Source organism: Flammeovirga kamogawensis, assembly GCF_018736065.1.
Classification (GTDB): domain Bacteria; phylum Bacteroidota; class Bacteroidia; order Cytophagales; family Flammeovirgaceae; genus Flammeovirga; species Flammeovirga kamogawensis.
In genome coordinates this window covers 1870101-1892400 of the sequence record NZ_CP076128.1, presented here as the reverse complement: position 1 = coordinate 1892400, position 22300 = coordinate 1870101, and the positions used below count along the sequence as shown (strand labels likewise).

The 22300-nt window shown below is 31.1% G+C and carries 24 protein-coding genes and 1 pseudogene; 15 read left to right on the top strand and 10 right to left on the bottom strand.

Annotation, left to right across the window (positions count from 1 at the left end):
• The first annotated feature begins 7 nt into the window (after positions 1–7).
• Together KM029_RS07420 and KM029_RS07415 are read left to right on the top strand one after the other, a co-directional pair.
• On the top strand, positions 8–502 hold the full coding sequence (locus tag KM029_RS07420; protein ID WP_144072672.1) for an RNA polymerase sigma factor: 495 nt from the start codon (positions 8–10) through the stop codon (positions 500–502).
• A complete protein-coding gene (locus KM029_RS07415; RefSeq protein WP_144072671.1) occupies positions 484–1128 on the top strand; it encodes a hypothetical protein in 645 nt (214 codons plus the stop codon). The genes KM029_RS07420 and KM029_RS07415 overlap by 19 nt, the downstream gene beginning before the upstream one ends.
• A gap of 47 nt (positions 1129–1175) precedes the next feature.
• On the opposite strand, the gene KM029_RS07410 is transcribed toward KM029_RS07415, so the two are convergent.
• The gene (locus tag KM029_RS07410) at positions 1176–2519 is read right to left on the bottom strand and encodes a DEAD/DEAH box helicase (RefSeq protein ID WP_205125422.1); all 1344 of its coding nucleotides are present in this window, start codon (positions 2517–2519) and stop codon (positions 1176–1178) included.
• A 206-nt stretch (positions 2520–2725) separates the two neighbouring features.
• On the opposite strand from KM029_RS07410, the gene KM029_RS07405 reads away from it, so the two are divergent.
• The 5 genes from KM029_RS07405 to KM029_RS07385 all read left to right on the top strand — a co-directional run bounded on the left by KM029_RS07405 (position 2726) and on the right by KM029_RS07385 (position 6798).
• Positions 2726–3922 (top strand): thioredoxin family protein, encoded by a 1197-nt coding sequence (locus tag KM029_RS07405; protein WP_144072670.1) that lies wholly within the window; start codon positions 2726–2728, stop codon positions 3920–3922.
• A gap of 15 nt (positions 3923–3937) precedes the next feature.
• Entirely contained in the window at positions 3938–4489 is a 552-nt protein-coding gene (locus KM029_RS07400; protein WP_144072669.1) for a YfiT family bacillithiol transferase, read from the top strand.
• A gap of 5 nt (positions 4490–4494) precedes the next feature.
• Positions 4495–4947: a GNAT family N-acetyltransferase gene (locus KM029_RS07395; protein ID WP_144072668.1), complete on the top strand. Its 453-nt coding sequence runs from the start codon at positions 4495–4497 to the stop codon at positions 4945–4947.
• Between the two features lie 95 nt (positions 4948–5042).
• A complete protein-coding gene (locus tag KM029_RS07390) occupies positions 5043–5816 on the top strand; it encodes a class I SAM-dependent methyltransferase (RefSeq protein ID WP_144072667.1) in 774 nt (257 codons plus the stop codon).
• Positions 5817–5940: 124 nt separating this feature from the next.
• The gene (locus KM029_RS07385; RefSeq protein WP_144072666.1) at positions 5941–6798 is read left to right on the top strand and encodes a lysophospholipid acyltransferase family protein; all 858 of its coding nucleotides are present in this window, start codon (positions 5941–5943) and stop codon (positions 6796–6798) included.
• A gap of 99 nt (positions 6799–6897) precedes the next feature.
• On the opposite strand, the gene KM029_RS07380 is transcribed toward KM029_RS07385, so the two are convergent.
• A complete protein-coding gene (locus KM029_RS07380) occupies positions 6898–8262 on the bottom strand; it encodes a sulfatase-like hydrolase/transferase (RefSeq protein ID WP_144072665.1) in 1365 nt (454 codons plus the stop codon).
• Positions 8263–8594: 332 nt separating this feature from the next.
• Between KM029_RS07380 and KM029_RS07375 the strand changes: the two genes are divergently transcribed.
• From KM029_RS07375 to KM029_RS07360, 4 genes are all read left to right on the top strand, one after another.
• Entirely contained in the window at positions 8595–9116 is a 522-nt protein-coding gene (locus KM029_RS07375) for an FKBP-type peptidyl-prolyl cis-trans isomerase (protein ID WP_158630987.1), read from the top strand.
• 130 nt (positions 9117–9246) lie between these two features.
• Positions 9247–9768 carry an FKBP-type peptidyl-prolyl cis-trans isomerase gene (locus tag KM029_RS07370; RefSeq protein ID WP_144072663.1) on the top strand — a complete coding sequence of 174 codons (522 nt, stop codon included), beginning with the start codon at positions 9247–9249 and terminating at the stop codon, positions 9766–9768.
• A 2-nt stretch (positions 9769–9770) separates the two neighbouring features.
• A complete protein-coding gene (locus KM029_RS07365; protein ID WP_144072662.1) occupies positions 9771–9977 on the top strand; it encodes a YwbE family protein in 207 nt (68 codons plus the stop codon).
• Between the two features lie 27 nt (positions 9978–10004).
• The gene (locus KM029_RS07360) at positions 10005–11282 is read left to right on the top strand and encodes a DEAD/DEAH box helicase (protein ID WP_144072661.1); all 1278 of its coding nucleotides are present in this window, start codon (positions 10005–10007) and stop codon (positions 11280–11282) included.
• 454 nt (positions 11283–11736) lie between these two features.
• Here the strand turns inward: KM029_RS07360 and hpt are convergent, their stop codons facing one another.
• Positions 11737–12282, bottom strand: coding sequence for a hypoxanthine phosphoribosyltransferase (gene hpt / locus KM029_RS07355; protein WP_144072660.1), 546 nt, complete (start codon positions 12280–12282; stop codon positions 11737–11739).
• 207 nt (positions 12283–12489) lie between these two features.
• On the opposite strand from hpt, the gene KM029_RS07350 reads away from it, so the two are divergent.
• From KM029_RS07350 to KM029_RS07340, 3 genes are read left to right on the top strand one after another with little or no spacing between them, the layout of a single operon-like run.
• Positions 12490–13089, top strand: coding sequence for a hypothetical protein (locus KM029_RS07350; RefSeq protein WP_144072659.1), 600 nt, complete (start codon positions 12490–12492; stop codon positions 13087–13089).
• Positions 13090–13132: 43 nt separating this feature from the next.
• Positions 13133–13993: a chitin synthase domain-containing protein gene (locus tag KM029_RS07345; RefSeq protein WP_144072658.1), complete on the top strand. Its 861-nt coding sequence runs from the start codon at positions 13133–13135 to the stop codon at positions 13991–13993.
• Between the two features lies 1 nt (position 13994).
• Positions 13995–14558, top strand: a complete 564-nt coding sequence (locus tag KM029_RS07340) for a hypothetical protein (RefSeq protein ID WP_144072657.1) — start codon at positions 13995–13997, stop codon at positions 14556–14558.
• Between the two features lie 21 nt (positions 14559–14579).
• On the opposite strand, the gene KM029_RS07335 is transcribed toward KM029_RS07340, so the two are convergent.
• From KM029_RS07335 to KM029_RS07305, 7 genes and pseudogenes are all read right to left on the bottom strand, one after another.
• The gene (locus KM029_RS07335) at positions 14580–15437 is read right to left on the bottom strand and encodes a DUF4249 family protein (RefSeq protein ID WP_144072656.1); all 858 of its coding nucleotides are present in this window, start codon (positions 15435–15437) and stop codon (positions 14580–14582) included.
• Between the two features lie 4 nt (positions 15438–15441).
• Entirely contained in the window at positions 15442–18030 is a 2589-nt protein-coding gene (locus KM029_RS07330) for a TonB-dependent receptor (protein WP_144072655.1), read from the bottom strand.
• A 93-nt stretch (positions 18031–18123) separates the two neighbouring features.
• A complete protein-coding gene (locus tag KM029_RS07325) occupies positions 18124–19629 on the bottom strand; it encodes a helix-turn-helix domain-containing protein (protein ID WP_262712693.1) in 1506 nt (501 codons plus the stop codon).
• Positions 19630–19977: 348 nt separating this feature from the next.
• The gene (locus tag KM029_RS07320) at positions 19978–20328 is read right to left on the bottom strand and encodes a hypothetical protein (RefSeq protein ID WP_144072653.1); all 351 of its coding nucleotides are present in this window, start codon (positions 20326–20328) and stop codon (positions 19978–19980) included.
• 121 nt (positions 20329–20449) lie between these two features.
• Positions 20450–20722 (bottom strand): annotated as a pseudogene (hisE, locus tag KM029_RS07315) (phosphoribosyl-ATP diphosphatase); the annotation flags it as partial.
• Between the two features lie 96 nt (positions 20723–20818).
• On the bottom strand, positions 20819–21058 hold the full coding sequence (locus tag KM029_RS07310) for a DUF6952 family protein (protein WP_144072652.1): 240 nt from the start codon (positions 21056–21058) through the stop codon (positions 20819–20821).
• On the bottom strand, positions 21058–21375 hold the full coding sequence (locus KM029_RS07305) for a thioredoxin family protein (RefSeq protein ID WP_144072651.1): 318 nt from the start codon (positions 21373–21375) through the stop codon (positions 21058–21060). Before KM029_RS07305 ends, KM029_RS07310 begins: the two co-directional genes overlap by 1 nt.
• 289 nt (positions 21376–21664) lie before the next feature.
• On the opposite strand from KM029_RS07305, the gene KM029_RS07300 reads away from it, so the two are divergent.
• A complete protein-coding gene (locus tag KM029_RS07300; RefSeq protein WP_144072650.1) occupies positions 21665–22267 on the top strand; it encodes a beta/alpha barrel domain-containing protein in 603 nt (200 codons plus the stop codon).
• The last annotated feature ends 33 nt before the right edge of the window (positions 22268–22300 follow it).

Here is a 22300-nt window from a genome sequence, read left to right as displayed (position 1 = left end):
ATCATTTATGTCGATAGAATTTTACGAGGAATATATCGAAAGTAATAAAGCGATTATCTATAAAATTTGTCGAGCTTATACCCATTCAAAATTAGAATTTGATGATTATTTTCAAGAGGTGTGTTTACAACTTTGGAAATCAAAAGAAGCCTATAATCATCAATCTAAATTATCTACATGGGTATATAGAGTGACATTAAATACTTGTCTTTCGATTATAAAATCAGAAAAAAGAGAAGTAGATACTGTAGAAATTAATGAAAGTTTTGATCATCATTCTGATTTAGAAGATACAGAAGCCCAAGAAAGGTTAAATACCTTATATATGGGAATTAGACAATTGAAAAAAGCAGATCGTGCCATAATCGTCTTGTATTTAGAAGATAAAAGTTACCAAGAAATAGCAGAAATTATAGGTATTTCTATGAGTAATGTTGGTGTTAAAATCAACAGAATAAAACAACAATTAAAAGAAAGTATAGTATGGAAGAGTTTGATTTAAAAGATGTTTGGAGTACAGGACATCAATCTACTCCAAACTTGAAACCTGTGGATGAAGCGGCAAAAGCGAACCGTAAAAAATCGTTGAATATTGTTGATACAATTGTAACTAAAACAAAGATAGATTGGTTTTTTTCAGGAGTAATCTGTATGATTATAGGTGTTTGCGTTATTTTATTTGAAGGTAATTTGACAGTTTATGTTGCATTTATTTTACCATTTTTATTTTATTTTATTGACTCTGTTAGGAGGCTTCAAGTAATAAAATCATTTGATAACTTGAATACTTTAGAGTACTTAAAAAGAGTAGATAAATACATCTATAAAAGTAATGAACAGCAGATAAAAATAATCATTTTTGTAATAGCACCTTATTCTTTAATTTTAGGCTATTTTTTTGGTTTTAAAATTGGTGTTGAAGATAAAGGGGGACATTGGACTGATTTCTTTGAAATAACGGAAGGTTCATTAAAAAGGATAATGATATCAATTGTAATGTTATCGCTAATATTTTGGGGAACAACTAAAGTAGCACCAAAATTTTTAAAAAATGGGATTAATATAATTTACGGAAAACAGTTGAAAGAAATCAAAGAAATGATTTCAACTTTAGAAGAAGAGGTATAGTAAATCAAAAAAGGTCTTAGAGTAATTTCTAAGACCTTTTTTGTTATTTATTTCTTACGGAATTTTCGTTTTAAACGACCTCTATTTACAGGTTTTGTTTTCTTAGGTCCCCTATGTACTTTCTTAGTCTGATTTTCTGGGTTATTAATTCCAACTTTTACATGGAAAGCACCACCACCATCATCATTATTAACCTTTTTGGTTTGAAGGTAATTTTTATCAGATAATTTAGGTTTTTCTTCTTCAGAAAAAATAGTAGATATAGGAACTTCTTCAGGCATTTGCTCTAAAGGAATAGGATTATTCATTAATTCCTCTATCATCATTTGGTATTCCTGCTCTGCTTCATTAATAAAAGTGATAGCAATACCTTTTTCATCAGCTCTACCTGTTCTACCTATACGGTGAATATATTCTTCAGGAACTTCAGGAGTATCAAAATTTATAATATGAGTGATACCCTTGATGTCTAAACCACGTGCAATAATATCTGTAGCTACTAAAATCTTTGAAGTACCTTTTTCAAAATTTTCAATTGCTCTAAATCTAAAGTTCTGAGATTTGTTAGAGTGGATAATTCCCGTTTGTTCAGGATATTTTTTATCAATAGTTTCGTGTAATCTATCTGCAAGTTTTTTATTTCTTACAAAAATCAACACTTTCTCCATGTCAGGTTCATTTGCTAAAAGGTGTTCTAACATATTTACTTTTGTAAAAAAGTTAGGAACGTGGTATGCACGTTGTATTACCTTTTCAGCTGGAGTACCCGTTCGAGCAATTTCAACCTTCTCTGGTTTATTAAAGAAAGTAGTTATTATTTCTTCAACATCTTTAGTAAGCGTTGCTGAAAACATAATATTTTGTCGGCGTGGAGGGAGTAAATCCATCATTCTTGTTAGTTGAGGTCTAAAACCTAGATCTAACATTTCGTCAACTTCATCAATAACAAATTTCTGTATTGTTTTAAATTTCAACACACCAGAAAGTGCTAAATCATAAACTCTACCAGGTGTACCGACTACAATGTCTACACCTTCATGAATTTTTTGTTTTTGTGTATTAATGTTTGTACCTCCATAAACACCAATAGTTCTAATAGATAAGTATTTAGATAAAACGGTAATTTCATCTACAACTTGTGCTACTAACTCTCTAGTAGGAACCACGATTAAAATTCGGGGGTCATCCTGCTTAGAGAATTTTAAATTTTGAAGTATTGGCAATAGGTAAGCCATTGTTTTACCTGTACCTGTTTGCGCAATACCAATCATATCTTTACCTGAAGCAATAACAGGGAATGCTTCTTCTTGAATAGGAGTAACATTAACGTACTCAATATCACGAATTGCATTTTGTAAAAAATTGCTCAGTTTTAATTCTTCAAACGTCACTGTATTTGTATTTAAGTGTTCGCTACAAAGGTAATCGGAAGTTCAAAAAAAGATGCAAAAAAGCAGAGATATATAACAGACATTGACAGACTTATCAGAATTATTGTAAATTACAGCTAATTATATGTATTTAATATAGAGCAAATTACTACAACATCAATTGCAGATTAAGAAAATTCTTTGATGCAATTCTATACTCTCGATCTATGACTAAGCAAAGTATTTTACTATCATGTATCCTATTAATAGGAAATTCTATCTATGGACAAGGAATTGTTTTCTCTGATATTAATTGGAATAAAGCAATTGAGAATGCAAAATTGACAGATAAAAATATTTATGTAAATATTGTATCTGATTGGTGTACATCTTGCGGAGAACTTAATGAAAGTATTTTTAAAGATGAGCAAGTAAGTGAATTTTATAACGGACATTTTATTAATTTATCTGTAGATGCTGAAAGTGATTTGGGGCGTCAATTTATTCAGGATTATAATATTCGATCTTTTCCTGCTCATGTGTATTTTTATGCGAATGGGCATGCAGTACATATGGCATATGGTAAAGTTCCACCCAAAGTTTTTAATCAAATAGGAGAAGCTGCTTTAAATCCAACAAGCCAACTTTTTACATTAGAAACCAAGTTTAAATCTGGCAAAGATTTGTCTGTAGAGGAATATTTAAATTATTGCATAGCTACCATTAGCATTAGAAAGCCAGATTATTATGCGTGCGAAAAGTTTATCTCTTTATTAAATAAGGAAGCACTTTCTAATCAAGATGTAATTACAGTAGTAAGTCAGACTTTGTATAATTCTACAGTAACGTCTATTGCTTTTAAGTTTTTCATAGAGAACCAATCAGAAATTTCATCAAGAATAGACGCCAATGAGTTAATTAAAATTTACAATCAAATTGCAAAAAATACATTGTCATTGGCTATAAAAAATAAAGGGCAAGCCAATTATGAAGAATATCTAGCAACAATTACTAAATACTTTCCTAAGGAATTGGCACTTCAAAATAATTTTATTTATGCTCCAAGGTATTACTTGTCAATAGGAGATACTGATAAGGCTTTTATGATGGTTGATGAGAATTTTTCTCATGTAAAAATTATAAAAAATAGTGATATTATTCAAAAATGTAATGATTGGGCATGGTATTTCTATGAAAACTCAGAAAATGCGTCTCAATTGAGTACTGCCTTAAAATGGGTTGATTATGGTATATCCATAAATAACTCTTATGACTTTATTGACACTAAAGCTCATTTATATTACAAATTAGGTAGGATGGACGAAGCCGAAGAATTAGCAACGCAAGTGCTTCAGCATTACAAGTCAATTGATAAAGACACAACTAACATTACTGCACTTTTGGCAAAAGTAAAAATTAATTAATTTATCAGTTCAATAATGGAAAAACTAGTATCAACAGAACAGGAATTAAAATTCCCTATTGGAGAATTTCAACTACCATCAAATATTTCAGACAACCAACTCCAACTTTGGATACACGAGATTAAGATATTTCCCCAACGTCTTATTAAAATAGTGAATGGTTTATCTGAACAAGAATTGAATTATAAATACAGACCTGGTGGGTGGACTATTAAACAAGTTGTACATCATTGTGCCGATAGCCACATGAATAGCTATATGCGTTTTAAATTAGCTCTTACAGAAGATACTCCGGCTATTCGACCTTACTATGAAGACCGTTGGGCTGAATTACATGATAGTAATGATGAAGACGTGTCAGATGCTTTAAATTTTCTTACTTATTTACATAAAAGATGGATTCGCTTATTGGAAGGTTTATCATCTGAAGAATTAAATAGAGCATTCTTTCACCCTGAAAATCAAAAACACACATCTTTAAAAGAAAATATTGGAATTTATGCATGGCACGGTTGCCATCATATTGCTCATATTAAGAAAGCAATTGAACGCAAAGGACAGTTTTAATAGATATGCAAAGCAGAATAGCATCTTCGGAAGATTATAAAAAAATTGCTCTCCTTTTTGATCAATATAGAATTTTTTATCAACAAAAAAGTAATTTAAAGGGAGCTGAGGAGTTTATTAAAAACCGATTAGAAAATAATGAATCGGTAATTTTTATTGTTGAAGATACTAGCCATAAAATGGTTGGTTTTGTACAACTGTATCCACTTTTTTCGTCTACTAGGTTACAACGTTTGTGGTTACTTAATGATCTTTATGTAGAGGAAACAGCAAGAGGTAATGGGTGTTCTCTTTTACTAATTAACGAAGCTAAAAAACATGCTGTAGCAACCAATTCAGCAGGCTTAATATTAGAAACGGAAAAAGTAAATGAAATAGGAAATAATCTTTATCCAAGAACAGGTTTTCAGCTTGATAATGAACATAATTATTATGCTTGGGAACCAACTAAAGTTTAACTTAAAACACTATTAGTTGCACGTTTACATAATGTTATTTATTTTGCTCTATCTATTTTAAATAACGACTAATTAAATAATTATTATTGCTACTAATGACTAACATTGATAACTGGGATACCTCATTATTTGAGAGCAAACATGCATTTGTTTTCGATTATGGTGAAGATGTAGTTCGTTTACTTCAACCCAAACAAGAAGAAAGAATCTTAGACTTAGGCTGTGGATCTGGTCAGCTTACCAATTTGATCAGTAAATCTGTAAAAGAAGTAATAGGCATAGATTCTTCGATCGAAATGATAGAGCAGGCAAAACAAAATTACCCTTCAATTAATTTTTATCAAAAAGATGCAACTGCTTTTAAATTTTATCAAAAATTTGATGCAATTTTCTCAAATGCTACTCTACATTGGATTAAAGATTATCATTTCTGTATTCAATCTATGTACTCCAATTTAAAAGAAGGAGGTAGAATTGTAGTAGAATTTGGAGGAAAAGGTAACATTGAAAAAATAGAAAAAGCACTCAAAAAAATATTGTTGAAGTATGGTTATATAGACCAATCTGAGTTTGAACAATGGTTTTTCCCTTCAATAGGTGAATACAGTTTAGCGTTAGAAAAAGTGGGTTTTAAAGTTACTTTTGCAGAGCATTTTGATAGACCAACAAAATTAGAAGATACAGAAAGTGGTATAAAAGATTTACTTAAAATGTTTGGTAAAAACTTTCTTATTGGAGTTTTGGAAACGGATGTAGATTTAATTTTGGAAGAAGTACAAGAATCATTAAGAGAAGATTTGTTTATTGATAATGAGTGGTTTGCAGATTATAAAAGAATAAGAATTGTAGCTACTAAAGAAGTAGTATAAATCCCATTAGATAGTAAATTTCAATACATAAAATAGTTGCTTTTTTGTAATTTTGATAGTAATTTCTAAGATCACTACCCCTAAAAGGTATTTGATTTTCGTTTTTATTCTGTTAAACTATTTTATGTTTTTTATTCGATTTATCTCAAGGCTCCCCTTTCCTTTAGTATATCTATTATCAAATTGTATTGCTTTTGTAATGGGTACTTTTATGCGTTACAGAAGAAGTGTTATAATGGAAAATTTAAGTATCTGTTTTCCTGAAAAATCACTTTTAGAAAAATACGTCATACAGAAAAAATTCTATAGAAATTTAGCCGATGTTGGTTTAGAAACAATTAAAAGTATGACAATGTCTGTAACAGACATGAAGAAAAGAGTGCGTATTAAAAATTTAGAGTTACTTAAAAGTTATATTGATAAAGAACAACCCTTAATATTATTGACAGGTCATATTTGTAATTGGGAATGGCAATTAGCAGGTATTGCTTCTCATTTAAACATTCCTATTGGTGCTGTTTATAAACCTTTAGCCAGTGAATTTTCTGAGAAAATGATGCAAGAAATTCGTGCAAGGTTTGGTGGTTATCCTGTTCCGATGGCAAACACAATGAGAGAGATTTTGATTCGAAAGAAGAAAGGAGATATGTTTTTCTTTGGACTAGTAGCAGATCAATCTCCACCAGGATATGATAAAAAGAAAGAATGGGTAGATTTTTTTGGTAGAGAAAGTGCCTTTTTTGCTGGACCTGAAAAGATCACTGAATATATGAACTTCCCTGTGGTTTACTCTAAAATTACAAGACAAAAAAGAGGATATTATGATATAGAAATAATACCTGTTTTTGATGGAAATAGATATCAAAAAGGAACACATCAGATATTAAATAAGTTTGCATCTCTTTTAGAAGATAACATTAAAATAGCACCATCAAATTGGTTATGGTCACATAAAAGATGGAAGTATTCGAAGAACGATTAATACATAAAAAAAGAAAGCTCAACTAAAATAAATTAGCTGAGCTTTTTTAGTATGAAAGTTAAGTTTATCAAGTAATAAATTGAATTAGTGTATATATTTTTAAAATTGACTATTGGCATTTTTGATGGAGTCACCAATAGCTATTAATTTATTTTTTGCTGTTGTTTGTTCTGTAGTCATTGTTCTCCTTATGTAATTTATACTTTCATAAGGGTCATCAGATAAATCAAAGAATTTTTCATTTCCTTGTTCTGTGAGCATGTATTTATGTGTACCATCAAAAACAGTATAACCATTTGTAGTTTCAGAATAATTAAAGCTTCTTCCTGAAGGAGAATCATTTATAAGGTTCTGATAAAATGATTGACTATCATGAATGGATGTTGTTGATACGCCTGCTATGTTTCCAATAGTTGTGAAGAGGTCTGTAACGTTATGCATTCCGTTGTCAGTGCCAATTCTTATAGAAGGACCTGAAATGAAAAATGGAGTGTTAATTCCACCTTCATGCAAACTGCCTTTTACTTGACCTTGTTGATAAGGAGTTTGAACAACTTTAGTATCTACACCATTATCTCCTAGTATAATTATTACTGTATTTTCAAGATCTGGCACAGAAGCCAATAACCTCGAAAGCTCTGTATCTAATGCTTCTATACTTGCTAAATAATAAGGAAGGGGATTTGCGTCTATTGTACTTTGATTATCAGTTAATGTACCTTGATAATGCAAATTAGTTGGCGGAACGTGAAATGGAGTATGAGGAGCAGTGTAGGCAAGCCATAGAAACCACGGTTGTTCTTGTTCATCAATCCAATCAATAGCTATATCTGTAAACATAGATGTAATATATGTATCTTCCATAGCAGTTGTTGTTTCGCCATCAGATAATTCCCAGTCATAATAACTACTTGTTCCCCCTTCCATCGTTCCAGAATAATAACCTACCCCATAGTTTAAAGGGCTCTCCATATTTCTTAAACCAGATAAGTGCCATTTTCCAATTAATGCAGTACTATATGTATCATTCGTATTGTTTCTTATATATTGATGAAGACTTGTTTCTGACGATGATAATACCTCACTTACTGCCATTACACCATTATTTGAAGGGTATTTACCTGTAATTAAAGAGGCTCTTGTTGGTGAACAAGCAGGGTTTACCCACATATTATTAAATATTAAACCAGAATTAGCGATAGAATCTAGTGTAGGCGTATTTGCATAGGTTACCCCTTCAGAATAGGTGCTTAATGCATCTTTTCCAATGTCATCAATGAGTACTAATAAAATATTTGGATTGGAATGAATAACAACGTCTTCTTCGTTTTCATTGGTAACAGAATCTTCTATAACGAGGTCATCTTCCACATCTTCAATAATTTCGGTGAGATTATCTTCCACTTTTTGTGTACAAGATGTAAAAAGCAAGGAAAGGATAATAAGTAATCTTATAATAGCCATAGTCTGTAAGTAAAAATAGAATGTATATATCTTAGTAAAGAGTTGATACTGCAGTTTGTAACCAATTTTAATCAAAAAAAATAAAATAGGTTATTGAATTAGTGTAATTTACCTAAAAGTAGGTATTGAAAAGGTAATAAACGAATGGTTATATTTGTTCATCAATCAAAGAAATTAATTCCTTACCCACCCAAGAACAAGTGATGCACTTAAAGAGTATCACTTTTTCTTTTGAATAATCTAAAAAATCTTCACAATAAACGTTTCTCAAATTCATTTTCAGTACGTTAACAGTTTTATTCTGTGTACATTTGTAAAAAATTACAATGATAATGAAAGCAACAAAAGATAAAGTAGTCACTTTAGTATATAAATTGACGAGCGAAAATGCGGAAGGTGAACTTTTACAACACGTAGAAAAAGAAGAAGCATTTGACTTTTTATTCGGACATATGGACGTTCTTCCTGAGTTTGAAGCACAATTAGAAGGAAAAGAAGCAGGATATAAATTCTCTTTTGGAATTTCTAAAGATGATGCTTACGGAGAAACTCAAGAGCAAGCAGTTATTAAGATTCCTAAGGAAGTTTTTAATATTGAAGATAAAGTTGAACAAGACCAATTATTACAAGTTGGTAACGTTTTACCAATGGTAGGTCCTGATGAAATGCCAATGGAAGGTGAAGTAAAAGAAGTACATGAAGACCATGTAGTAATGGACTTTAACCACCCATTAGCTGGTGTGAACTTATATTTTACAGGAGAAATTCTTGACGTAAGAGATGCTACTAAAGAAGAACTAGAAGAAGCTATTAATGCAGAAAATGCAGATGGCATCGAAGGTTTAGATTTATAGTAAATCGAATACATCAAATAATATAATAACAAAGCTTTCTACCGATGAATTTATTGGAGGGGAGCTTTGTTTTTCTTATGAATCTATTTGTTAGAAAGGGAATTCTTTTTCTGATTAAAAGTTGAATAACATGGGAGAATTAAAAATTACAAATGGACTTGTTGTTTCTATGACGTACCGATTGTACGAAAATGATGCAAATGGCAAGTTTATCGAAGAAGCACCAAAAGAAGATCCATTTTTATTCTTTGTAGGTGCAGGTGGTGTTTTACCTAAGTTTGAGGCTGCTCTATTAGGTAAGAAAGAAGGAGACAAGTTTCAATTAGCGCTCCAAGCAAATGATGCTTATGGACAAGTAGTTGAAGATTACAGAAATGTAAAAGTAGATAAAAATGCTTTTGGATTTGCTGATAAAGAAGAAGAAGAAGCGATGTTACAGATAGGACATATTCTTTCTGTTGCAGATCAAGATGGCGATGTATATGATGGCTTGATTACTAGTATTGGTAAAAAAGATGTTACTATGGATTTAAATCATGATTTAGCAGGTAAAAATCTGTTTTTTGATGGAGAAATTATCGAAGTTCGTGAACCAACAAAAGAAGAAGAAGATTTTGATGGTGAAGGAGTTGAAATCATGCCTTCAAAATAATTATGGACGGAAAGAAAAGAAGTAATATCAAAATAGGCGGTCATGTAAATATCGTCTTAAAAGAAGATCAACGTACAGGAGATCTTACAGAAGGTTTTGTAGAAAAAATACTTACAAAATCTCCTAACCACCCTCACGGTATCAAAGTGCGTTTAGAAACTGGAGAAGTTGGCAGGGTAAAAGAAATTTTGGAAGACGGAGAATTTTAATTTTGTCTCCAAAGATGCGAAAGAACTATGAAGTTTGAAAAGTATAATATCTCTGTAAGTTTAAAGAAAAGCTTAGCAGAAAAAGGGTTTAAAAAACCTACAGATATTCAGTTTAAATCTATTCCTCCTATTTTAAAAGGAGAAGATGTTTTGGCTATTGCGCAAACAGGTACTGGTAAAACAGCAGCGTTTGCTATTCCGATAATGGAAACGTTGTTGAAGAAACCTTATAAAGGAAAGAATAAAAAAAATATTCGTTGCCTTGTTATGGCACCTACCCGTGAGTTGGCTATTCAAATAACAGAGGTGTTTAAATCTTTGGGGCAATATACAAAGCTAAATATTCTTTGTATTTATGGTGGAGTTGAACAAGAGTCTCAGATTAAGCAATTAAACGATGGCGTAGATATATTGATAGCTACACCTGGTAGAATGTTTGATTTAAACCATCAAGGTCATGTTGATTTGAGTAAAACAGAAATTCTAGTTTTAGATGAGGCTGACCATATGTTGGAAAAGGGATTTTTGAAAGATATCAAAGATGTAATTCGACTACTTCCTAAATACCGTCAAACACTATTTTTCTCAGCAACTATTGATGAGGCAATTAAAAAATTAGCTTATTCATTGGTTAGAAATGCAATTCGTATTCAAATTTCACCAAAAGATCCCGTCTCTAAAAATGTTAGACATGGCGTTGGTTTTGTTGATATGGACGATAAGCGTTTCTTTTTAGAGAAAATTGCAAAAGAACATCCAGATGAAAAAATACTAGTTTTTGTTCGTACCCAAGTACGTGCTGAACGTGTATTTAAAGCTATGGAAAGAGTAGACTTGAAAACAGTTACTATCCATGGTGGAAAAGATCAAAAAGAGCGTGCAGAAGCAATGCGTTTGTATAAAACAGGAGAAGTAAAAATACTTATTGCTACAGATGTTTCTGCTAGAGGTATTGATATCCCAAATGTACAATACGTAATTAATTATGATATGCCTGATGTTCCTGAAAACTATGTACACCGTGTTGGACGTACTGGTAGAGGAGTAGAAAAAGGTGATGCAATATCATTCTGTTCTGATGGTGAAAAAGAACTCCTTCAAGAAATTGAAGAGTTTATGGATAAAAAGATTGCTGTTGTAGAAATAGCTAGAGGAGATTATGCAAATATTGTTGGCTTCTCTGAACAAAAATCTACGGATTGGAAAACAGTAATGAAAGAGATTGCCCACGACAAAGAAGAGTATAAGAAAATCAAGAGTAAGGCAGTCAGAAAGAAAGCAAAGAAAAAAGCTAAGAAAAAATAATATTTAGTTTTTCAAAAAATAGAAAAGGGATATTCATTGTTGTGAATATCCCTTTTTGTATACTTATAATTTACTCTTTATACTTTTATATAAGTAGTAAACAATTACAAAATTTAAGAGGACTTTCATGTTTTTACCAAACATTTTACCAAATGCTATACCTTGTTCATAGGGAGAAAGATAAATAATAGAATTACTTGTAAGACATACTGCTATAACTGACGCAACTAATAGTAATAGTAGTAATATGGCTATTTGTTGTTTTGGTAATTTTGGAACATTAATTTTTAAATTCATAAGGCAATTAGTTTAGCTTTTAAAAGAGAGTAGTTTTTTACTTTTCAAAAATAGAAATAGAATAGATGAAATGCAAGTGTTTGATAATTAACGTATTAAAAAAGGCTACCTCATGTTATCATGAAATAGCCTTCTAAATATAATAAGATCTAATTGCTTAGATATCTTTTAAAACTAAAATTTCTGGAATATTACGACCAAATCCATCGTAATCTAATCCGTAACCTACAACAAATTTTGGATCAATTTCAAATCCAACATAATCAATAGTCATTGGTATTTTTAATGCCTCAGGCTTAAATAATAAAGAAACTACTTTTACAGAAGCAGGTTCCATAACCTCAAGGTCTTTTATTAAAGCTTGCATTGTACGTCCTGTATCAACAATATCTTCAATAATTACAATGTGTTTATCTTTAACAGCTTGAGCATTAAAGCCAATCAATTGTTTTACTTTACCAGTACTTTCAGTACCCTCGTAAGATGCATATTTTACAAAAGATAGATCCATAGGAAGATCAATTTCTTTTACTAAGTCTGATGCGAACATGAAAGAACCATTCAAAACGCTAATCATAAGAACATCTTTACCTTGATATTCTTTAGTAATTTCAGCTCCTAATTGACGATTACGTTCTGCTATTTGCTCTTTACCAATAAAAGGAACAAATTCTTTATCTAATACTTTAGTGACTTTAGCCATGAGTGTATCTATGAGACAATTTTTTATCCTTACCCAACTCGAGTATGAAATTTAAAGAACAAATATAATACACCAATTTTGATTTTAATTGTGAGTATTTCCTAAATAACTAGATTATTAGAAGTCTTTTGGAAAATTCAATGTTTTAAGGCAATTTTATATATACATTTTATTCGAAATAATAGTAAACCCTTAGCAAAACTTATTATGTCTGATCAAGAGAAAACAGGTTTCTTCGCAAATTTTGTAAATAACATAGAGGATTATATTAATAATCTAGTTACACTAGAAATTAAAACTGTAGTGGGCGACTTTAAATTAGAAGGAGATGAAAATAAAGTAGTACCAAAAGGGAAGTCGGATTTTAAAATAATGAATAGTGAAATTCACCTTTTAAAAGGAGATATCACTTCTTATGTAAGTAATGATTTAATTCAAGATCGTTATGCATGGGTTAGAGAGTACCATGCTCAAAAAGAAGCACACGGACACAAAATTATTGCTGATAATATTAAAGCAGTTTATAGTCTATTTGAGCTTTATAATCAGACAAAAGCTGTTGAAGTTCCAGAAAATAGTAACTTCTCTACAGCTGCTGTAGGTACAACTTCTGTTCAACCTGTACTAAATTCTTCAGATTCTTTTGATCCTTCAATTGTAGCTGGAGAAACTTCTGCAGCAGAAACATTTGAAAACACAGCTTTTGATCCTTCAGCAACAGCTGCTAAAGTAGATACTGAGGCTCCTGCAATAGACTTTGATTCACCTGCAGATGGTTCTGATAAGAAAGAAGAACCAAGTTCATAAAAACAAGGAGATCATTTTATCTTAACTAACCAAGACACAACTTATGGAGCAATCCTTAAAATCATTAGCTAGTGAACTATTAACGCTAGAAGTCAATACTATTTTAAAAGAGAATACGACAGGAGCAAAAATGCCTGTAAACAAACGTATGGCACTTAGAGATATTATTGAAAGGTACAAACAAACATTAGTAGAGTACGGGGTATGTGAAATAGCAAAAGGTAACCCTCCATCTAAAGATGGATCGGGAAAGCCAAAGTTTTTATTACGTTTTAAGGGAGCAGGAGAATACTCTTTTTATGAGGTGAAGAGAGCAGCGCATCAAGGTAAGCAATATTACGAAAGTCTGTTACCAAAAATGCAAACGGAAGAACAGTTGGTGCAGTTAAAGGAACGCATTCAACTGCTTTATAGAATTGAAAGACAAAGCTCAAATTTTATAGGTATGTTCAAGTTAGAACGTACTAAGATGAAAATTGATGAGCATCAAGGGTTAGCTGGTTATGATAACGAGTTTAAGGCACCGGATAATATTGGTGAATATGATCCATATCCTTCTCAAATGGGGTCTATTAAATGGAATAATGACATCCTTTTACATGAGATGAACACGGTTCAGCCTTTAGATTTTGATTCTGAGCAAATTACTCAAATTAGAAAAGCCTGGGAATTAGGTACACAGCAAGTTTTGTTACAAACAGTTGTTCAAATAGATGGTGATATCACTTCTTATTTAACACCCAAGTTTGTTAAATTACCTGATACTTTAAGAGACATGGTGATGAATTTTCATCAATCTTCTACAAATGAAGCAACTTCACATTGGAGTTCATTCTTTAAAGTGATATCAGATTTAACTGGTAAGGCATTTTCTTCTGTATTTGGAGGAAATAAACAAGCTTAGTATGATTAGCGAAGCATCATTTAGAAATAAATTGAAAGAGCTTTATACAGCTAAAACCTCTGCTGAACTATTAATAAAAACGTTTAGAGATGGTGGAATAGAAGTGATTACACCGTTAATATTGGTAGATGGTTCAGAACATCAGTTAAAAACAATAATTCAACTTGATGCGGATATAATAAATTACATTCCAGACCTTTCAGATACTGTATTAATACTTAATGCGAGTAAATTAAAAAGAGCATTAAGAAGGCATTGGTATGAAGTTGAATATTGTTTTTTCCAATTACAAACTAATCAGTCTTTTTGGAATGCATTATCCGATGCACTAGTAGTATTTATAAATGCATGTGTTTTAATTTATGCAATTGATATAGCTGACGTAGTACAATCAATTATTTCTTTAGGTTTTGCAAGTATTTCAGTCTCTTTGAGGAGGAAGATTCAAGAATATTTATCTCCATATTTAATTAGGCTAGGTTTTAAACTCTATAAACTAGGACAGAAATTTTCTTCAAAATGGATTAATGCAAAGAAAAAAGAAATGGTAAATAGTATAAAATAATTTTTGATTTAGCGCTTACACTTACAATAAAGAATCTAGCACAACTAATTCGTCTGAATCTTCAACACTTTCTAATGAAAAGAAGCCATGAGACAGGTCGCCAGCACTACTAATAAAATTTGATGGAGGGTTCTCAACGGTGTTGTTTGTTCCAGATACATCAATGATATTATTTAGTGTAACATAATACTCGTAGGTTTTATCTTGGATAGATTTAAAATGAACTTGAAGTGTATCTTGAAGTAAAAATGAGGTCTGTGTATATTCTATATGTACTGATTTGCCATCTACACCAATATCACTAAATAAAGGTATTTTTGATGTATTCAGCTCTCTAAATTCACCTTTTGATTTCCTACTAACTCTCCAACTATAAAAGTTCCTAACTTTTTCTGGATCAGTAAAATATATGCGTAATAAATAATCTGTAGGTGAGTTGTCTTTTTTTACAAAACGAATAGAATCAATCAAGACCTTACTAGGCATTTTCATTTCGGCTTGGTAAATAGTATCTTCTTCAGATAAATCTCCCGGTAGATAAACAAAAAAATCGTATGTATCTCCACTTACTAATTTCATATCAGAAGGAGCAGTGTAAATAGATCCTGTACCATTGGTTCTAAACCAGGTGAAATTAAAACTTTCGGAAGAATTTTGTTTGTCAAGAACAATAGAGGCATTTTCTATTGATGGGAAAAGTTCATTTGTATTAAAAGATAAACTTTTTGAAAGTATTACTCTTGATGTAAACTCACTAGTAGATACATTAGCATCTATAGTAGTTCTTGGATCCCCATCTGGTAATTTTAATACAATAGGTTCTTCACAAGCATAAAATGTAACAAGGAATAGTATGTAAAAAATAAAATACTTGTTCATTTCCTTAAAATTTGAAATTATAACTAAACGAAGGTAAGATACTAAATAAATAGACTTTTACAGCTTCTAATTCTTCTGGGTTTGATTGACTGGAACGAAAAATATAGGAATACGTATTTTTCCTAGCGTAGATATTATAAATAGAGAAGTTAAAACTACTTTCGTTTTTCTTTCCTTTGGTCATCATTCGATAGAAAGTAAGTGAGATATCTAAATGATGCGTGCTAGGAAGCCTTGAACTATTTTTATCGCCATATAATGGAATTAAAAATCCATCTTTATAATATTTACCAATCGGAGCAGTATATGGACGTCCAGAAGCATAATTCCACACTGCAGAAAACTGTAGTTGTGGGGTAATTTGGAACGATGTAAGTACATTAAAAACATGTCTTTGATCTTGATTTGTTGGATACCAAGTTGCATTATTAATGTCATCAAACATATTAAAAGAGAAACTATAAGTATAAGCTAAAGACCCTGTTAATTTCCCCTTTCTTTTCCTGAAAATTGATTCAATACCGTAGCTCCTTCCTTCTCCAGAAATTACATCTGTTTCAATTTGATCCGTAACTACATACCTACCATTAGGTTTAAATTCTAAAACGTTATGAGAAGTTTTGTAATAAGAATCTATAGAAAAATCATACTTCTTATCTTTGAAATCTATTAAGTAGCCCATAGATATCTGGTTATTTATCAAAGGAGCTATATACTTGTCAGATGGAATCCAAACACCAGAATTACTTGGTAAATTAGATAGAGATAGTTCTTGAGAATATTGAGTCATTCGGTCAAAAGAAACACGAAATGATTGATTTTTAGCCATAGCAACACTAAGAGATAACCTAGGGTCTAATGTTTGGTAATTGTTATCGAATTTAATGGAGCTATTGTAAACAGTATCAATTACCTGGCTTGTAATCGATTTGGCTTCGCTTTCATAGGGGTCAACATCATAAATATATTCTCTTTCATTTTCAATATTGTCAAAACGAGAATATCTAACTCCTAAACCAATTTTTAATTTGTTATTTATATTCCATTCATAATCCATATAAGCAGAAGATTCTAATGCTCTAACCTTTTGAGGCTCTGTTGGAGTAATAATCGATACATCTTCATAAGGTGTAATACTTCCTTGATTGTAAACATGAGCAACAGTTTCAATACCAGCTTTTAATGTAATAAATGGAGAAAAATATTGCTCAATACCATACTTTATACCATAATCGTTTAACTGATAAGTTGTTCTATAACTTGTTTCTGGAACTGAGTTAACAATGTTAGATACATCGTAAATTGTATACCATAATGTTAAGTCGCTATATGTTCTTGGTGATAGGAGAGATGACCAAGATATATTTCCAGTATTATTTCCCCATTCACTAGATGAAATATTTTGAAATGAAAGGCGGTCTCTACTAAAATAAGAAGAAGCAGTTAAAGTATTGTTTTGGTTAATTTGGTATTTAAATTTAGAGCTTACATCATAAAAAAGAATTGTATTAATATCGTTGTCTTGACCGATTTGTAATAAGTCTGTATAAGGTCTTCTGCCAGAAATAATAAAAGAGGCCTTATCCTTTTTTATAGGTCCTTCTAGTGTTAAGTTGGCAGATATAGTACCAACACCACCAGAAACTCGAAAACGTTGGCTATTTCCTTCTTTTAAATGTACATCAACAACAGACGATGCACGCCCTCCATATTGAGCGGGTATACCACCTTTGTAGGTGTTTACGTTTTTTATACTTGATGTGTTGAAGATAGAATAAAAACCTAAACTGTGTGTAGCATTATAAATAGGTACATTATCTATTAAGAATAAATTTTGATCTGTAGCACCACCTCTAACAGATAATTCACTACTGCCTTCGTTTGGGCTTTTAAACCCTGGCATTAATTGTAATGATTTGATAATATCACTTTGTCCTAATACCATCGGAAGTTCATTGGTTACTTCAGGGCTTACAGCAGTAATATTACTTAGTTTTAAGTTACCCTCATAAAGTTCTGAGTTACTAGAAAGAATAACAACTTCTCTTAATTTGGTATTAAGAACATCTAAAGATACCGAAAGGTTTGTGGCATTTGTTACATCAATTAGTGTGTCCAACTCTTGAAAACCAAGCGATTTAATTTTTATTAAATATTTTCCTTTTGGAACGGAAATAGAATAAAATCCATCGAAGTTACTTACAGTACCAATTTCTAGATCTTCTAAATATATAGTTGCCCCAATAACGGTTTCATTAGATGTGATATCTCTAATAAATCCATTGATAGGATATCTAGTTAATAACCTACCTTCTTTAGAATCAAGAGGTATTCTTTTAACTACAATAATTACATCAGATCCTATGATTTTATAATCAAGAAACTTCCCTTTAAACATTGTTTTTAGAACATCGTCAACGGTAGCATTTTCGCTTTCAAAATTTACTTTTTTGACAATAGGGAGGTTATCATCACTATAAATAAAATTCAGACTACACTTCTCAGATATTAATGCAATAGCATCATGATAAGAAGTGTTTTTGAAATTAAACGCATAATGATCCGGTTTTTCTTCTTGAGTATATCCAAGCAACGATATACAGAAAAAAAACAGGGAGAATATTAATTTTTTATTTAGGTAATTGTCAGTCAAATGTTCACCTTAATCTATAAAATAAAAGTTTTTCTAAGATACAACACCTTTTCCTAAAAGAGACTCTAAAGCAACCATTCTTTCTTTCTCTTTTTGCTCTTTTTGTAAAACAACTGCTTCTGATGCTCTCACAGAACAGTCTGTAGAAGGACATCTTTCACAAGTTTCGTTTACAAATTCCATACGAACTTTTTCAGATTGCCATAATTTAGACTTCTGTTTAAAGTTGTCGTCCATTAAAAAGCCAATAGTTATACTTGTATCAATTGTTTCGTCAACTAACGGTAATGCACGGGCTACACTAATACAGAAGTACTCTTTTCCGGAGGTGATATATTTAGAAACCTGGGCATCACATAAATATTTATTTGTAGAGCCTTCTTCTCTTGTTTTTACTAAATCTTCAAAGATTTTAAGAGATATCCATCTACGGCAATAATGTTCACTCAAAACAGTGCCGTGAGGACTATGAAGACCATCTAAATGCAATTCTTTTGTTAAAGAATATCTGTTTTCTCCTGGTTTATGATCAAGACGTAAGAAGAAGATCTTATTTAAGCCAAAATGCTTAGGTAAGATACTCATCATTCTATACATAAATGTTTCTGGAGAAGTATTATGTTTTAAAATTAAATCAATAAAATGCTCACTAGAGAAGCTATTACTATTAATTATTGCATCTATATCTTGTATTAATTCTTCTTCAGGAACAAGAACAGCACCAGCAAAATAAGTAGCCATGTAATCGTTAAATAGCATGTCGAACGATTTTACCTGCATCCAAGAATAAGTATTTGAACGTTCAGATAATTTGAGTACTTGGAAGGCCGCTTCTCTTGCATAAATGAATGTACGCCTTCTTTCATTTAATTTTTTATTGATAAGAAGAGTAGGGGCTCCATCTGTACCAATTCTTAAAATTGAACGAAAAGTTTCTAATGCTTGATGTTCTGATAATTCTTCTTCATCAATTGTATAATTACAAGTTCCTTTAAGATAACGTTCTAATTGTACTTCTAAAGTTTCGTCTGATGTAAGAACGTTTGTTCTAAATTCTTTGGCAGCTATTTCAATTTCTTCAAAATAGTTATCATGAATTTCTTGATAAGACCTTAAAACAGAAAAGTAGAAATTCTCTACAGTTAAATTATAGTTTCTAGAAATTTCTACAATTGTATTTATAAAAGCAGAAAGTTTTGAAGGAGCATCTGACATTAGCTCTAACAAATTTCTAGGTTCCAAGCCAAAAACATCTAAGGGAAGTTCTTGAAGTATATTTGAGTTTAACAGTTTTGAAATTGCACCTAATTTTTTTGAAATCTTTAATGAAACAAGTTCATCATAAGTAACATTTAATGCAGAAGCAAGAGCTGTAATTTTATTACGTTTAGGATATTTCTTTCCTTTTTCTATCTCGTTTATATAAGAGACAGACATCTCAGCTTTTTTAGCTAATTCAGACAAAGATAATTCTTTCTCTTGTCTGTGCATTCTGACTTTTAATCCAAAAATGAGGCGAATATTTTCTTCTAATATCACTGGTATATATACTTTGGCGGACTTGGTTACTTAATTTCTGTTCGTGTGTATCTAAAGATACTGCTTCCAAGTTACAAGTTCAAAACTGACTCGTAAACTTGAAATAAGGTAATAATTGCAAAAGTAGGACACTTTTTGTGAAATACTGTGCTTTTTGCGAATTTTCGCTTTTAAATTATATTTCGTTTGATTAGCTTTGTGACATCAACATTAAGATACTGATTTGTTGAGCTATCAATTTCTACTTCAAGAAAGACATTACGCTAATAATCAGATATATAATTTTTCGTTTTCGAAAAAAGGCTACCTTTTCAGAGGGTAGCCTTTTTTGTTGTATTTCTATTTTAGTTAAGAAGCAAAAAATACAAACAAGCCACTTACAAAAACTAATAAACCTGCAGCCGCAATTGTTGCTGTACCGTAGGCAACTAAATCTTTAGCAATATTACCTTTTGTAGGGTTAATTATTGTACCATAATGGCGTGTTGAAAATGCTAAACGCACTCTTCTTTTCTTATCTAAAGACCATCTCACCATGTCTGTACTCATCTCCAAAACCAAATCAAAGTCTTGCCTTAGTTCTTCGTCTAAAGTAAGGTTACGTAAAAAACGCTGATTGTCGAGATGAGAAAGTTTACCTTCTAGATAATCTTCTATCATCACGATATTTTGGAATGATAATGACTCTAAGGTTTTCATGATGGTTACTGGGTAGGTATAAATGTTTTCTATGTATTAAGTTAATCTGTATCAGAGGTAATTGTTTTGAAATTATTACTTGATAAAATTAATATAAAGAAAAACAATCATACTTTATAATTTACTTGTGGCGTTCTTCTAAAATTTTAGTCACATCTTCTAAACTGTAACCTTTTGCACGTAATAGTACAATATAGTGGTAAAGTAAATCAGCAGCTTCGTTTAAGAATAACTCTTCGTTATCATCTTTAGCTTCAATAACTACTTCAACGGCTTCTTCTCCTACCTTTTGAGCAACTTTATTAATGCCCTTAGCAAACAAACTACTTGTATAAGAAGAATCAGATGGATTATCGTGTCTATCTTTAATTGTTTGTTCTAACGATTCGAGAAATTTTAGTGACATATCGTATTTTTTAGAAATTTGTTACTTACTGATTGATAAAGGTACAATTTTATCAATCAGTAAGTAATTAATTTCACAGATTAATTATGAAATTGATCCTCTAACCATAGAAGTATATGCTCTTAGAGCAACTTTAAAGTCTTCCCCGGCTTCAACTTTTTCTTTTATCCAAACAGCAGCAAATGCATGTGTAAGTTGCTCACCTTCGTCATCGCCTCCAATTTCTATTGCTGGAGTTTGCTCTTCAGATAATGCTTCTTCTGCAGCTTGTAAATCTTGTAGTGAGTAATTCTCTACAAGTTTTTTTATAATAGGTATTTTCATTATTTCAATTTTTCTATTAATTCAACAACTGCATCTTCTTTAGACATTGGTCCACCTTCTACTAATTTCCCATCTTTAAAAATGGCAAAGAAAGGTAAATTGTTTACTCCTGCTAAAGCTCTAGCATTTGGGCTCTCTTCTGCGTCAATATCTAAAAATGCAATTCCTTCAAAACGTTCATCGTTAGCTAAACGCTTGTATTTAGGTTTAAATAATCTACAGCTGCCACACCATCCTGCAAAATATTTTACAACAACTTTATCGTTAGACTTTAATAACTCTTCGAAGTTGCTATCGTTTGCATCAATTACTGCCATGTGTTTTTAATTTTGAGTGTGTAATTAAAATTTTAGTATAATCTACTTATAAGAAACCAACAACAAGGTGTTTAAGACTAGCAGTTTAATTTCTTTATCATAATTTATAGAAAATACCCTTAAAGAACCCTCTAAAAATAAGAGTTTTTTACTTTTGTAAAGATACATTGTGTATCTACACTTGACAAACTACTTTTTACTCTTTTTGGTTTCAATCTATTTTGCAACCTTTGTAGTAGAAAAGTAATTATTGAAACAAAAGAGGACTTTCCTCAAGAATAAAAATAAGATGGCACTAAAAACTCGTGTATTCGTATCTGATGTTGATAATTTAGGAGATGGAAGATATTGTGCAGGGATGGGCGTTGAAATGATTGGTTTCCCTATTGAGGCCTCTCACAAACGTTATGTTTCTCCTGATAAATTTAAAGAAATTGCAGGATGGTTAGCAGGAATTAAATTTGTTGGAGAGGTATATGAATCTGCTGAGATTAACTTTGATGATTACGAAGCTATCGACGTAGTTATTACAGATAATGCAGCATTAATAAATGATTTATCAAAAAGTACTAAACCACTTATTTATAAAATTGCAGTTACTGATATTGATGAAGCAGAACAACAAATGTCTCTTTTAGATCATCAGGTTGATTATTTCTTGTTAGAATTTGCTGAAGATTTATCAGACGAATTACTGAATAAAATTCATTCATTAACAGAAGAATATAAAGTTTTTATAGCTGGAGGTTTTAACGAAGACTCTGTAAACACATTACTAGAAACAGCTAAACCAGAAGGAATTGCCCTAAAAGGTGGTTCTGAAGTAGCTGTTGGTGTAAATACATTTGATGGATTAGTAGAAGTGATCGAAGCCATAGAAGATTGGTCATAATTATTAATTATCACGAAAAGAAAAAACATCGAT

Bases quoted from the DNA above. Each gene is read 5' to 3' on its own strand.
- KM029_RS07420 (WP_144072672.1), top strand. From the start codon at position 8: ATGTCGATAGAATTTTACGAGGAATATATCGAAAGTAATAAAGCGATT.
- KM029_RS07415 (WP_144072671.1), top strand. From the start codon at position 484: ATGGAAGAGTTTGATTTAAAAGATGTTTGGAGTACAGGACATCAATCT.
- KM029_RS07405 (WP_144072670.1), top strand. From the start codon at position 2,726: ATGACTAAGCAAAGTATTTTACTATCATGTATCCTATTAATAGGAAAT.
- KM029_RS07400 (WP_144072669.1), top strand. From the start codon at position 3,938: ATGGAAAAACTAGTATCAACAGAACAGGAATTAAAATTCCCTATTGGA.
- KM029_RS07395 (WP_144072668.1), top strand. From the start codon at position 4,495: ATGCAAAGCAGAATAGCATCTTCGGAAGATTATAAAAAAATTGCTCTC.
- KM029_RS07390 (WP_144072667.1), top strand. From the start codon at position 5,043: ATGACTAACATTGATAACTGGGATACCTCATTATTTGAGAGCAAACAT.
- KM029_RS07385 (WP_144072666.1), top strand. From the start codon at position 5,941: ATGTTTTTTATTCGATTTATCTCAAGGCTCCCCTTTCCTTTAGTATAT.
- KM029_RS07380 (WP_144072665.1), bottom strand. From the start codon at position 8,262: ATGGCTATTATAAGATTACTTATTATCCTTTCCTTGCTTTTTACATCT.
- KM029_RS07375 (WP_158630987.1), top strand. From the start codon at position 8,595: ATGAAAGCAACAAAAGATAAAGTAGTCACTTTAGTATATAAATTGACG.
- KM029_RS07370 (WP_144072663.1), top strand. From the start codon at position 9,247: ATGGGAGAATTAAAAATTACAAATGGACTTGTTGTTTCTATGACGTAC.
- KM029_RS07365 (WP_144072662.1), top strand. From the start codon at position 9,771: ATGGACGGAAAGAAAAGAAGTAATATCAAAATAGGCGGTCATGTAAAT.
- KM029_RS07360 (WP_144072661.1), top strand. From the start codon at position 10,005: ATGAAGTTTGAAAAGTATAATATCTCTGTAAGTTTAAAGAAAAGCTTA.
- hpt (WP_144072660.1), bottom strand. From the start codon at position 12,282: ATGGCTAAAGTCACTAAAGTATTAGATAAAGAATTTGTTCCTTTTATT.
- KM029_RS07350 (WP_144072659.1), top strand. From the start codon at position 12,490: ATGTCTGATCAAGAGAAAACAGGTTTCTTCGCAAATTTTGTAAATAAC.
- KM029_RS07345 (WP_144072658.1), top strand. From the start codon at position 13,133: ATGGAGCAATCCTTAAAATCATTAGCTAGTGAACTATTAACGCTAGAA.
- KM029_RS07340 (WP_144072657.1), top strand. From the start codon at position 13,995: ATGATTAGCGAAGCATCATTTAGAAATAAATTGAAAGAGCTTTATACA.
- KM029_RS07335 (WP_144072656.1), bottom strand. From the start codon at position 15,437: ATGAACAAGTATTTTATTTTTTACATACTATTCCTTGTTACATTTTAT.
- KM029_RS07320 (WP_144072653.1), bottom strand. From the start codon at position 20,328: ATGAAAACCTTAGAGTCATTATCATTCCAAAATATCGTGATGATAGAA.
- KM029_RS07310 (WP_144072652.1), bottom strand. From the start codon at position 21,058: ATGAAAATACCTATTATAAAAAAACTTGTAGAGAATTACTCACTACAA.
- KM029_RS07305 (WP_144072651.1), bottom strand. From the start codon at position 21,375: ATGGCAGTAATTGATGCAAACGATAGCAACTTCGAAGAGTTATTAAAG.
- KM029_RS07300 (WP_144072650.1), top strand. From the start codon at position 21,665: ATGGCACTAAAAACTCGTGTATTCGTATCTGATGTTGATAATTTAGGA.